The organism is Tenacibaculum agarivorans, assembly GCF_001936575.1.
Taxonomy (GTDB): domain Bacteria; phylum Bacteroidota; class Bacteroidia; order Flavobacteriales; family Flavobacteriaceae; genus Polaribacter; species Polaribacter agarivorans.
This window is the reverse complement of record NZ_MSMP01000004.1, coordinates 111,489-124,283: the sequence shown is the minus strand read 5'-3', so window position 1 is coordinate 124,283 and position 12,795 is coordinate 111,489. Positions and strand designations below refer to the sequence as shown.

Genomic DNA, 12,795 nt, shown 5'->3' with positions numbered 1-12,795 from the left:
ATAATCAAAGGTCGTAAAATTTTTATCCAACGTTTTGTATTATTTTCTGTATATCTAAATCTGTTTTAATTTTTTTACCCTTTTCTGTAAATTCAAATCGCATTGGTTCTTCAGATGTCATACAGATATAGTTGTTAGAAATTAACATGTTTACATGCTTTCTGACTTCTTTTTTGGTATTTCCTGTGGATTTTGATACTTCTTGAATAGAGAACCACATACTTTTAATTGGTTCTGAACAGTTATTAGAATGAAGCCATAATTCTTTAAAGAGCCTTTTTAGTGTTCTTAGCTCAAATGTTTTATCGATTTCTGTTTTTACTTTTTCTGCCCAGTGTTTATCACTAGGCATGATAATTAGTGTTTTGAAACTAAATTTTTTGCTTTCTAACTCAACGCCTTTTAAGTCATCAATATGTAAATCAAAACCAAATGCAGGTGGATATTTTGATGCATTAATGTTCAGAGATTTTAAAGTTTTTCTATTTTCTGATTGATTTACAATTCGATCAACTTTAATTCCATAATACCTTAATGTCCATCGAATATTTATTTTTTTACGAAACGAGGTAGTGTAAATATGTATCTTGTGCTTTTCTTTTTGTAAGTCAGAAATTAGTTTAGGACTTCCTTTTCGTATGGCTTCAATACCTAAAAGTTTAGCTATTTTACTTCGTTTTTCTGTTTCAAATTCTGTCCCATTTGGAATTAAAGTGCTATCAAGATCAAAACTGATATTCATTTTTTTATGTATAGATCACCGTTGAGTATACCGCAGTGTAGATAATTACTATGATATTTAATTATTGGAGTTTATTTATTCAGTATTTTCTGGATGTCTTTTTGCACTTCTTTTTGAGTACTCATTAATTCTAACATCATTATTTTTAATAAAACTTTTTCTTTTTTACCGGTTTCTGTTAAGTTTGAATAGATAAAATCCAAAAGCTTATTTCGTTTATATTTTAGGAGTTCATTCCCTTCTTCGATGTCAGCTAAAATGGATAGTTTGTCATATTCAATCAGCTCTATTTTTGAATTTGACAGTGCATTCCAGTAATTGAGTTTAATAAGTGGGCCGTTTACTCCTCCAGCTTTTTCAATGACTTTAAGTAAAGGTATTGTTTCATTATTAGAGTACGCCTCTAGTGTATCTACTAATTTCTGCTGATAGGGTGATTTTTCAGTTATTTGCTTGTTGGTATCTTTAAGTTCTTTTTTTAAAGAGGAATAAAAGTTGTCTATGTATGTTTTGTCTTTTCTTTCTTGATTCCAGTTGTTTACCCATAAAGCGATTAATACGCCTAATAAAACAGGAATAATATCTTTAATAAATTCTTTGAAATTGTTTTTCATTTATAGCTTTATATTTTGATAAATAGATTATTCTGTTATTTCAATCAAATTTCCCTCAGGGTCTGCAATAACACTCTCATAGTATCCGTCACCAGTTGTTCGTGGTTCGCCTATTACAGTGTGACCTTCACTACGAATCAATTCGGTGAGTGTATCTACTTTTTCTTTTGAACCAACCGATATAGCAAAATGAGCTAAACCTAATTTTGAATCGATTTTCTCTATGAATTCAGAAATATCTGGCCTATGCATTAATTCTATACGAGTTCCTTTTTTAAAGGATAAAAAATACGAACTAAATTTTTTCTTTGGATTGTAATATTTTTCATTTGTGCTTACTTCAAAAAAATTAAGATAGAAATCCTTCATTTTTTCTAAGTCTGATACCCAAATAGCAATGTGTTCAATTTTCATTCTGTTTAGTTTAATGTTTACGTTATCGTCTTTTTTACATTGTCATTTGAAATACAATATCTTGATAAACTTGTGCATTCCCTTTTTTTAAGTATTTGACTTCTTCTATACCGCCTAAATCTAACATAGGCGTAAATGTAAATACTTCATTTTTTTTAAGATCACCTAAACTTTTTATAGCCTCTATACATAAAGCTTCTCTTAAATATAATTTTCTAAATTCTTCATCTTCCAAACAATCTTCAAAAAAAGAGGTTAAGCTCCAAACTATGGTTTCAATCTTTCTATATTGAATATCGATCATACAAACATCTTCATCTGTTTCAGTAAGTTTTCTATAATAAAATAGCTCCCCAAAAGCGCTAATTGCAAATGGGACATAGTTTTCTACCTCACGACCTAACCAAGTCCATAAGACAGGTTCAAAATCTTTAGGATTTATCAATTCGATTAATCCATTATGAAGTTTACCAAATCCATCTTTTTTCCATAAGTCTAGTAAAAATTTAGGAACTTTAGTTTTGTATTCTTCAATAATAGAAGCAGAAGAAGTGTTTTCGGGTTTCTTTTTTTTAAATAATTTATTGAAAAGATTCATCATACTAATTTTTTGATTATAAGGAAAATGAAATTAAGAAATTTAGAAGAAAAAAATGTACTTACTTACATTATGGGATTCCATTTAAGTTTATTGTACTAATTTGATAAAGAGTTTTTATCTATAGCTTAATATGGATGGATATATGTATTGAAATCATACTTTTTGTTAACCAAAATGCCTGTATTGTTTCCATTGATATTTAAAACTATAGAATATAGAATTTACGCGTTTACTTTCTTCTTCTAGTTCTTTTTTATAAGTATTAAGAATTGTATTGGTACGTTCGTGTTTATAATCAATTGATTTTATTAGCATTTTTATTTCTTCACGTCTTTTATCATGATCTAGTACATATCTATAATGTGTATATAACAATTGACCAATGTTAATATTTGCTAAATGAAAAAAGAAATTGTGATCCGAAATTTCTCTTAGTAATTGTAAAGTAATATAGGCGTCATCTATTTTTTGTAATCGTAATTCAAATATAGCTTTCATAAATAGTAATTCCAGACCTCTTACTTTGAGTGTTGTATTAGTTGTTTGTTGAAGGAACCTTTCAAAAATACTTGCTTTTGATTGATACGCTTCTAAAGCATTAAAGCAATGGTTGTTCATTACAACATTTTTGGATTCTTTTATGTTTATTAATGCTTGAGCGGCAGGAATGTCAGAATTTAGGTTGATCATTACGGATTCCAACCCAATAATTAATTCTTCTAGATTATTCATAGTTTATTTCATTTTGGTTCATTAACTGTTACACTATTACAGATTAATCGATGACAATACTATTTTTAATTTCCATGTTCCGTTTTGAATCTAATAATACTCAAACTCTTGCAATTCTGTTTTATATAGCTTTCCATTACGGAAACTTTCCTTCTTTATCCAATTCCCATAGGTGTCAAAAGTGTATTTATATTCTGTGATTTCTTTTTGATTAGTATTTGCATATTGATGTGTGGATTTCAATATCCTTCCTTGGTAATCATAAAAATACTCACTTGTTGATATGGGAACATCCATACGTACAAAGCGAGTATAGTTTTGTTTATAATGATTTTCTTCACGAATAGTTTGACCAATAATTTCTTCTCCTTGAAGTTCTACATTGGTATAAACTAATTCATTAAAAAGTTTACCGTTTTTATAAAATTTGATTGTTCTTTGATTCGATTTTTCCAAGTTAGGAGCCAAATTAGCATCCTCATAAATGTCTTCTTCTATTAATTCATCGTTTTTGTTAAATTTTCTTTTAGTAATACGCTGGATACTATTTTTTAAAGTCAAAGCTTCTTCATATTCAATATATTTATCAAGTTTGTATTCATCTACTTTTTTAATTTTTCGCTCTCCAAGTATTCTTTTTAGTTTACCTGCTATGATTTGCTTTTTCATTAAAATGCTATCTTTCTTATACTTAAATTTTAGAATTATACCACTTTTACGACCATTAAAATAGTGTGCTTTTTTAGTACATTTATTCGCGCTGTTAAATTTATAGATTGATTTTAAATCTACTTTGTCTTTAGTAAAATCATAGCTTTCAAAAGAAATCTTATTTCCTTTATTGTCATACTTTTCAATATATCTACGACTTGGCGTATTGTTTCTAATATTAAGTTGTGTAATCGTATTTTTAGTATAAGTGTATTTTTCAGTGTTATCATCTGACTTTTTAATCATCAGTTTGTGATTTTCATCATAAGCATAACTTTCATCAAGTTCCCATTTATTTTTATAGAAATAAAACGCTTCTGTTATTTGCCCTCTTGTATTAAAAATTAGTTTATCATCAATTTCCATAGGTTCTTTTCGGTGATAACTAAAATTTTTAAAGGATTTTACTTTTCCAAAAAAATAATAATGATCATTATAATTAATGTCATAATCTCTTTTGGTAAAACCATCAAAAACATAACCTCTTATCTTAAGAGTTTCAATTAGAACCCAATTCCCTTTGATTTTAGTATCATTTTCAATGAATATATCTTTTTTACCTACAGCTTCTTCTTTTACTTCAAACTTATAGTTGTAAGTTAATTTCCCAACTTGCTCAGCAGAGAATGAAGGTGATTTTCTAATAGCAATTCCTTCCCAAGCTTTTACGGTGTATTTACGTTGCGAAAAACAGGTAACACAAAATAAGATACAAATAAGAAGTATTGTTTTACATGGATTACTATGCATCATTTTTTATAAGGCTTATTAGAAATAATAAATTTACAGACTTAAATTAGTTCTTCCCCTACTGTAAACTCGATTAAAGCTAAAAAAAATACAATTATAATTTCGATAACTATATATATCCAGCCTAAAATAGTGATAGTATCGAAATGATAAACTGCAAATCCTAATGATACCCCGCAATACATGAGATTTAATATAGCTATTCCTTTGAGAAGTGCTCCTGTCTTATGATGGCTTTTATGATAACAGTAAAAATCATAGACAATAAAAAATAATGGGATAACTGCAAGGAAATATAAAGAAGAAGTGGGAATGCCAAATAGTTTTTCAAATCTAACTAGAAGTATACCTAATAAAAAAGCAGATACAGTTGCTCCAATTCCATCTATCAAAAATAACTTTTTAGGATGCAACTTGGCTTTCGTTATGAGATATTTATTCAACATATTTTTTCTTTTGTCTTATACTATATGTAATTCCACCTATAAGTCCTATTAAACCTCCTAAATAGCTAAAGTTATGCACAGATCCTACCAATATAAACCGATCGAAATCAATTAAGTTTTCAGGAAAATACCAATTAGGACGGCTTTTAAGTAAGAATAATTTCCCATATAAAAGTCCAATGATTCCTGTGAGTAGCGCTATAACTATTGTTAAAACAAATGATTTTATAGTGATTAAAAATAATTGTTTTCCATTTTTATGGATCAGTCCTACAAATCCAAGTAGTATGCCGATAATCATTCCAACCCACCAAGTGGCTAAAAATCCAATGATACTAGCTCCAACTCTTGGATTTCTCAGTTTAATTTCAGGTATATTCTCGGTTCCTATATTTTTTCCTAATCCCCAATTTTCAAATCCAAATTGAATGAATTTGAATTTTGTGTAATATTCGGAAGATATGGTGTAGGTTATTTGATCGTTTAGTATTCCATACAGTCCACCTAAAATAGGGGCTATGATTAGAATTAATAATAGCGCTAAGAATTTGTTCATTTGGTTTTATTATTACAAAGGTCTAGTATAAAATAGAATTTATTAATAAGAGGTTATTACTTGCTATGTAAACTTTAAAGTTAATAAGTATCTCTTAATTTGTATTAAATATTGGATTATTAACCTTTGATGCAATGAGGAGTTAATATTTGCAGAGTAGTAGTAGATTTTTGATGTTTTCAAAGTTTTCATACGTTTTGTGTTTTAATAAGAAGTAATGAATTCTAAACTTTTGTAACACATTTTAAAATTAAACGTCTGTATTGTGAATAATCAATTTGCGATGTATAAAAATACTTTAATCTTTTTCCTATTTGTTTCCAGTTTTACTTTTCAATTGCGTGCTCAAAATAATCATAGCACTCAAATCGATTCACTATTAGAGGTTTGTCACAAAAGAGGAATATTTAATGGTAATGCTTTAGTTATTAAAAATGATGAAACGATTTACAGGGCTGAAAAAGGCTTTACTGATGGAAGTAAAATGAAAAAGTTAAGTGAAAAATCAATTTTTGATATAGGTTCTATTTCAAAAGAGTTTAATGCAGTTGGAATTATGATGTTGAAAGAAAAAGGGCTACTTAGTTTGAATGATAAATTGTCTAAATATCAATTAGATCTTCCAGATTGGTCAAATAAAATTTCAATCAAACATCTTTTGCAGTATAGTAGTGGTTTGCCACAAGTGAATTGGGAAGCTGTTCATAGTGATAGTGATGTTTATAAGAGGTTACAAAATCTAAAAGCATTAAAGTTTGAACCAGGTACAGGGTATTTGTATAGCAATAATAATATATTTCTTCAAAAACGTATTATAGAAAAGATAACAGGAAAAACATTTGATCAATTTTTAAAACAAGATATTTTACAACCCATAGGAATGAATAGTTCTGTGATTGATCACCAATATGGAAATCCTGATTTTGTAAGAGGATTTAATAGCAAGGGAATTAATGATAAAAAACTAGAATTAAAGATGTCGGGTTGGGTATGTCCATCAATAGGTGATTTAGCAAAATGGGGCAATCAATTATTGTCGTACAATATCATTTCAAAAGAATCTTTATATCAACTTTTTGAAGCATATTCAAAAGAGAGTCAATCTGCTTTAGGAAATGGTACCTTTAGTAATAAAGAATTAACTTCTTATGTGCATCATGGTTCTTCCCTTAGTTATGAGTCAATTATATATTACGATGTACAAGAAAAGGTAATGATTGTGCTAATGACGAATAGTAAGAGCTTGAAAATTGGAGATATAGCAGAGGCAATTATGCATATAGTAAAAAATGAAAATTATGAAGTACCACAAAAGTCAGTCTATTTAACGATTCGTGAAAAGACATACCAAAATGTAGATGAAGGAATCGCATATTATAAGAGTTTGAAAAAATCTAATTTTGATACGTATAATTTTTCAAATCAATGGGAACTAGCACGATTATCGTACAAGTTGTTTGAAAAGAATCAAAGCAAGAGTGCTATCAAAATACTTGAACTTTTGGTCTCTGAATTGCCGAAAAAATCCGAAGAAACGATTGCATACTTAGGAGGAAGAATTTTAAATGAAAATCAAATTGATACATCAATTTTAATCTATCAACTGATGATCAAAGAGTTTCCTTCTGGAAAATCGTATAGTGGTTTAGGAGATGCCTATTATAAAGATAAACAGTTTAAAAAAGCATTATTTAACTATAAAAAATCCTTAGAACTTGAACCAGAAAACGAAAAATCTAAGGAGATGATTCTAAAAATTGAAAAAATGTAGTTTGGCAAATGATCTATTCCAATTTTCCGATTAATCCCCATCCATTAGCTTTGTCTATAACTACACAATGAATTTTGTTGTCACCTTTTTCAAGCTCTAAATACAATTTATTGGTATTAATATCAATATGTCCTGTGTATTGAATTCCTTTGGATCTGAAAGCATTATTGCCTTTAAAAATAACTTTACCATTCAAATACACTATTATTTTGTCACTATAATCAAAAGAAAAAAGGAGAGTTTTCTTTCTCTTTGAATGGATTATTTTAGTTGCAACTACATAATCTTCTTTATTTTGTTCAAATCTACCTGCAGAAGATTTTTTAACGTATTTTGATATCGGAACTAAACCTGATTTTTCAGTGGATACGGTGGTGTATTTTTCTTTAGAAAAAGCTTCAAAGTTGAGTTTTCCTTTTATATATGGAAAGGCTTTAGAGATATTCCAATTGGTAATGATGTTAGGGTCTTCTTTAGCTACTTTAATTGAGTTGGGCGTTTTATTACTATCCCCATGTGAGATCTTGAAATTAGAAAATCGATTACCAAACAAAGCCCAGAGTCCAACACCTCCTTGAAATTGATCTGTTTTTAATTGAGATACAGTCATTACTTTAATTTTATTGACAAATATTTCAGCGCTCTGATGATGTACTTCAATTCGTAAGGTATTCCATCCAGTTTGTTTCAGAGTTACTTTAGCTTGATGTTCACGGTACAATTGCCAGTTAGATTCATTATTAAAAATGGGAGTGTATTGAACGGCATCTACTTGGTTTGATTTGTGCATACGCACGTAGACTTCTTCTGAATGGTTATTTTGATCTCTGAAGTTGATGCCAGCAAAACTTCTGTTAACATTTGCATATATGTCTACCTCAATTGTTCCATTGGAAAAGTTCAGGTTTTTAGCCTTAGCTCTTCCTCTTTTTAGAACAAGAGTTTTTCGGTTGTCAAATTCTTCAAAAATTGCATCATTTGGAACGTTCCATTTAGAAGGAATCAAGTCAATGTTTTGTAATTCATTTTGTCCGAAAGCTAGTTGAAGCCCCAAAAAAGAAATAATGGTAAACAGGATTTTTGTCATGATTTTTTTATTTACAAATATCAATGATATACAACCTTATGATCATATCATTTTAATCATAAAAATTATCATTTTGAGCATTTTTTCGATAAGCAACAGGATTAATGCCTTCCATTTTTTTAAAAAATCTAGTTAGGTTATTGGCCTCACTAAAATTTAAATCATATGCTATTTCTACTATTGTTTTAGTAGAATAACGAAGCTCTCGTTTTATTTCTTGTAACAACCTGTTGTTGATTATTTCCTTGGAAGAATGCCCTGTATGTGCTTTTACCAATTTGTTTAGCTTATGTCGATTGATGTTTAGCATATCACAATAGTGACTAACGGAATGTGTTTTGCGAATATTTAATTCAAGTAATTCTTTGAATTTATGGATTCTGGTGTCAGATGCTGTATTTGGGGAAATGTTATAAAACGCAGAGTATAGTCGATTAAGTTTTGATAAGGAAAAATATAAAAGTGAGCGTATGATATGAGAGCTATCACTTTGGTAATTGTTAATTTCAGAAATGATCTCGTTTAGAGCAAATCGGATAATATTATATTCTTCATTTTTAAGTCGTAAATACTGAGGTTGTTGGAAGTTGTAAAAATATTGTAATCGATAAGCAAACAGCTTGTCATCGAAAAAATCAGACAGAAAATTATTCTGAAAAACAAGATGAAAACCTTTGGTATTTTTTGTGGGAATTCTACAAGATTTTTTTTGAAAGGGACAAATAAAAAATATACTATTATCAGTAACATTTAATAATTGTCCATTCAGATCCATTGTCCCTGAAGCTTTTTCGAAAATCATAATTTCAAAAAAATCACAGGTATGTGGATTTGACTCAAAGAAAACATTAGGATTATTTTCAAAAGTGTGAACATCCATTAGTAACTCAAAACCGTATTTCCTTTTTTCAAAAGAGAATTTTCGCAAAATATGATTGATTTTTTATTTCTTACAAACTTTACAATTCTTAATCTTTTTGTGGCTATTGGTTGTTTTTATTGAGTCCTCCATTTATTAATTTTAATTTTTCAATAGCATATTCACTATCAGGTTGCACTTCTAAAAATCGGTTGTATATTTCTTTGGCTAGTTTATATTTCTTTTCAGATAAATACGCTTCTCCTAGCACATAAAGTGCATTAATTGATGTAGGGTATAAATCTAGATTCACTTTGTATAAAGCTATAGCGTCATTAATTTTACCGTTGTTTTGCATTGTGTATCCAAGTCTTCCTAACACACGTTCATCGGGTTTATTATCTTGATTTAAAGTAGAGGTGAGCATGGTAACTACTGCATCAATATCTTTTGTATTCAATATATTCATTATTTGATTTGTAAGTGGGATTTTTGGGGGAGTATACGTTTGAGTTTCTAAAATTTGATCCAACTTATCTACAATTTCGTCCATTGCAAAAGCACCACCGTGATTTGTAAGTAGTATGATGTCTGTGTTTTTAGATAGATTTTTTCTGATTAAAGCACGATATCCTTCTGTGCTTCCATCATGTCTAACATAATGATCATTATATTTTGAAAATGGACTCCAACCAAAACCATAACCAAATTCATTTTTTCCAAGTTTGAAACTTATGGGCTTACCTTCAATACTACCATTGGTAAAGGCTAATTTTTTTGTGTTTTCAGTAACTAATTTATTGTTGTTTATAGCAGTATTCCATTGTATTAAATCTGTAACAGTAGAATAAATTCCTCCTGGACCAATTACAGAAGAACTATACGTAGATTTTAAACCCAAAATATTGTAGGGGTAGGCTTTATTTAGATCTGAAGTGAATTTTTCTTTATAGGTTGTAGTTCTGCTCATATCAAGCTTATCAAATATCTCCTTTTGAAAAAAATCTTGAATAGTTGTTTTTGAAACTTTTTCAATAATGAATGCTAAAAGTACATAGCCTGTGTTGCTATATGAGAATCGTTGATTTGGATTTCCAATGCTAGAATCTTCAAGACTTTTTAGTTTTTCAAAGACATCCTGATTGTTTGGATTTGTTAATTGATAATACGTTCTATCTGAAATACCTGATGTGTGTTGTAAAAGATTTTTTATATTGACGTCTTTATGAATAGACTTTAGTTCTGGTAAGTATTTGCTTATGGTGTCATCATAGTTCAGTAATCCTCTTTCTTGTAATATCATAATAGCCATAGCAGTAAACTGCTTAGAAATTGAAGCAATGTAAAATAAGGTTTCAGTATTTATTTTTTGTGTAGTGTTGTTATTTGTAAAACCATATGATTGCTTAAAAATAATGGTGTTGTTTTGTAAAATAGCAATTGAACCATTAAACATTCCATGATCATGGCTATATGTCATTAGAGTATCTAACTGTTTGATTCTTGGGTTCTCTTTTATAGAAGTTCTAGTGCAAGAAGAAACTAGTAAACAAGTAAATACTATAGGAATTAATAGGTATTTCATTTAAAAATATTTTTAGAAGGACCGACAAAATATCTTAACGTTACAAAATTTAGGTTGTTATATATTTTATATAAGATTATTTTGCATTGCTTTCCTTTAAAGTTAGTTAAAAAGCAAAGATTCTGATTTTAAGAAAACTGAATGAATGACTCTAATTATCAACGATTACTTTTATTGTATTCCAAGTTCTTCTTGCCATTCGTAAAGTCCACCTTTATCAAACACATTTTCTATTAAAAATAGAGCTTAAGATAGTAAACTATTCTCTAAAATCATTTTTATGTTCAATAACAAATGAAATTAGTAATTCAGTTAAATTGTCTTCATACTCATAAAAGTCTAAATTACATTTAGACCAATTTTTTTCAGCTTTTTGCGCTATTTTCTGGACTTCACTAAATCTTTGTCCTCTATCAGTTGGAACCAAGCCATTTTTAAATTCTGAATTAGCAATTCTTACAATTTTAGCTGTTTTTAAAGCCCCAATTCTAGTTAAAGCATCTATAGTTTCATTAGCATAATTTCCACTAGGGTTGATGTAAAACTGATGGAAACCTCCATTGTTAATTTCCCTTTCAAGATTCTCTATAATCAATAATACTCTTTGAGCATCATTTAATTTTCCGATATTCTGACCATAGTTACACTTTTTATTTAAGTAGATATCAATTTTCGTAATTATTTGATCTCGTCTTTCAGTTTTTAGGGTAGTATCAATGTCAAAGTTGTTTTGAGAATGTAAGCAGCTAAAAAATATAGAGACAGTAAATAGGAGTACTTTTTTCATAGTTTTAGATATTAGTTGATACATGTTTCTATTTGTTTTCTTTTTTCAACAGGATCATTTTTTTAATTAATTCCTGTGTATCTTCAGTAAAAGGTATTTCATCAGATTCTCTTATCATCTTAATCATTAATTTTATGAAACCTTCTGTCCATTCAATTTTTTCTCTATTACTAAATACTTCAACTTGATAAGGCCATCCCATTGCTCCTCCATCAATTTGATATTTGTTAGAAATAAAATTATGTAATAGTTGAGTCCAAAATGGATCATTAAGCTTTCCGAAATCAGCCCCATGCATAAAAGATATGATGTTTTCTTTATTTGAGTCGAGAATATACATTTGCATTCTGTACAAAAAATGTATCATTCTTTCGATTTCAATTTCTTTCATTGTGTATTATGTGTTAATAATGATTACTTTTTATTAAAAAGATCAATTAAAATCCCAATGAGAACAATAACAAATGAACCAGTAGTGGATCCAAATACATAGGCAAGTAAACCTTTCACATAACTTAAAATTTTACGTTCCTCAAAAAAGTTTCCGATAGCCCAAGCAGAATATAGAAGTGCAGCGTAGTATGCCCAGCTATCAACTCCAAAACCAGTAGCACTCTCTATGATACCAAAAAATGTAAAAATCAAGTTTCCAATTCCAATAGTGAAAAATACCAAAATAAATATTTCGTAAATATTGAATTTCGATTTAAAAAAGAATAATCTAATCCAAAATCCAATAAAAAAACCTAAAAGAATATTCACAACACCAAAATTTTCTCCAACCCATTCAAAAGCTTTTTTTACACCGTCACTTTTGATGTTTTCAGGAACTGTTCCTGTGTTGAATCCAAAAAATTGTTGGATAATTACAAAAAATAATGAGCTAAAAATCACAAAAAAGATAGGTTTAACAAGCCTTTTTCTATCATACAATAGAAATTCATGAACAGTTTTACCTGGTCTTATTAATAATTCCTTTATGGTGTAAAATATCCCCTTGTCAAAATTTAAAACACTACTGATTTCACTCCATATATACTTTCCGTCAATTCTTTCTAAAATTTGCTGTTTCTCTACTTTTTGGAATTCCTCACTTTCAAAAGGTGTATTCATATGCTCAATTTTTTGTTAATCGTGATT

Annotated in this window: 15 protein-coding genes; 1 reads left to right on the top strand and 14 read right to left on the bottom strand. The window is 28.7% G+C overall.

Annotated elements, in window-relative coordinates; all coding sequences use genetic code 11:
- Positions 1-22: 22 nt before the first annotated feature.
- The 8 genes from BVC87_RS23760 to BVC87_RS04355 all read right to left on the bottom strand — a co-directional run bounded on the left by BVC87_RS23760 (position 23) and on the right by BVC87_RS04355 (position 5,566).
- Positions 23-742: a hypothetical protein gene (locus tag BVC87_RS23760; protein WP_234974634.1), complete on the bottom strand. Its 720-nt coding sequence runs from the start codon at positions 740-742 to the stop codon at positions 23-25.
- A 71-nt stretch (positions 743-813) separates the two neighbouring features.
- On the bottom strand, positions 814-1,356 hold the full coding sequence (locus BVC87_RS04385; RefSeq protein ID WP_075341138.1) for a hypothetical protein: 543 nt from the start codon (positions 1,354-1,356) through the stop codon (positions 814-816).
- Between the two features lie 27 nt (positions 1,357-1,383).
- Positions 1,384-1,770, bottom strand: coding sequence for a VOC family protein (locus tag BVC87_RS04380; protein ID WP_075341137.1), 387 nt, complete (start codon positions 1,768-1,770; stop codon positions 1,384-1,386).
- Between the two features lie 34 nt (positions 1,771-1,804).
- The gene (locus BVC87_RS04375; RefSeq protein ID WP_083629263.1) at positions 1,805-2,371 is read right to left on the bottom strand and encodes a T6SS immunity protein Tdi1 domain-containing protein; all 567 of its coding nucleotides are present in this window, start codon (positions 2,369-2,371) and stop codon (positions 1,805-1,807) included.
- A 165-nt stretch (positions 2,372-2,536) separates the two neighbouring features.
- A complete protein-coding gene (locus BVC87_RS04370; protein ID WP_075341135.1) occupies positions 2,537-3,103 on the bottom strand; it encodes a hypothetical protein in 567 nt (188 codons plus the stop codon).
- 90 nt (positions 3,104-3,193) lie between these two features.
- Positions 3,194-4,567, bottom strand: coding sequence for an SH3 domain-containing protein (locus tag BVC87_RS04365; protein ID WP_075341134.1), 1,374 nt, complete (start codon positions 4,565-4,567; stop codon positions 3,194-3,196).
- A gap of 38 nt (positions 4,568-4,605) precedes the next feature.
- On the bottom strand, positions 4,606-4,956 hold the full coding sequence (locus BVC87_RS04360) for a hypothetical protein (protein ID WP_234974633.1): 351 nt from the start codon (positions 4,954-4,956) through the stop codon (positions 4,606-4,608).
- A 43-nt stretch (positions 4,957-4,999) separates the two neighbouring features.
- A complete protein-coding gene (locus tag BVC87_RS04355; RefSeq protein WP_075341132.1) occupies positions 5,000-5,566 on the bottom strand; it encodes a hypothetical protein in 567 nt (188 codons plus the stop codon).
- Positions 5,567-5,831: 265 nt separating this feature from the next.
- Here BVC87_RS04355 and BVC87_RS04350 point away from each other — a divergent pair, with 265 nt between their 5' ends.
- Complete coding sequence (locus tag BVC87_RS04350) at positions 5,832-7,337, top strand: serine hydrolase (RefSeq protein ID WP_143569712.1); 1,506 nt, start codon at positions 5,832-5,834, stop codon at positions 7,335-7,337.
- 13 nt (positions 7,338-7,350) lie between these two features.
- Here the strand turns inward: BVC87_RS04350 and BVC87_RS04345 are convergent, their stop codons facing one another.
- The 6 genes from BVC87_RS04345 to BVC87_RS04320 form a co-directional block, all read right to left on the bottom strand.
- Positions 7,351-8,424: a family 16 glycoside hydrolase gene (locus BVC87_RS04345; RefSeq protein ID WP_075341130.1), complete on the bottom strand. Its 1,074-nt coding sequence runs from the start codon at positions 8,422-8,424 to the stop codon at positions 7,351-7,353.
- A gap of 52 nt (positions 8,425-8,476) precedes the next feature.
- Entirely contained in the window at positions 8,477-9,352 is an 876-nt protein-coding gene (locus BVC87_RS04340; protein WP_234974632.1) for an AraC family transcriptional regulator, read from the bottom strand.
- Between the two features lie 55 nt (positions 9,353-9,407).
- Positions 9,408-10,868: a serine hydrolase gene (locus BVC87_RS04335; RefSeq protein ID WP_075341129.1), complete on the bottom strand. Its 1,461-nt coding sequence runs from the start codon at positions 10,866-10,868 to the stop codon at positions 9,408-9,410.
- Between the two features lie 259 nt (positions 10,869-11,127).
- On the bottom strand, positions 11,128-11,655 hold the full coding sequence (locus BVC87_RS04330; RefSeq protein WP_159439315.1) for a DMP19 family protein: 528 nt from the start codon (positions 11,653-11,655) through the stop codon (positions 11,128-11,130).
- A 28-nt stretch (positions 11,656-11,683) separates the two neighbouring features.
- On the bottom strand, positions 11,684-12,046 hold the full coding sequence (locus tag BVC87_RS04325) for a hypothetical protein (protein WP_075341127.1): 363 nt from the start codon (positions 12,044-12,046) through the stop codon (positions 11,684-11,686).
- Positions 12,047-12,069: 23 nt separating this feature from the next.
- Positions 12,070-12,768 (bottom strand): DUF3667 domain-containing protein, encoded by a 699-nt coding sequence (locus tag BVC87_RS04320; RefSeq protein WP_075341126.1) that lies wholly within the window; start codon positions 12,766-12,768, stop codon positions 12,070-12,072.
- Positions 12,769-12,795: the final 27 nt, after the last annotated feature.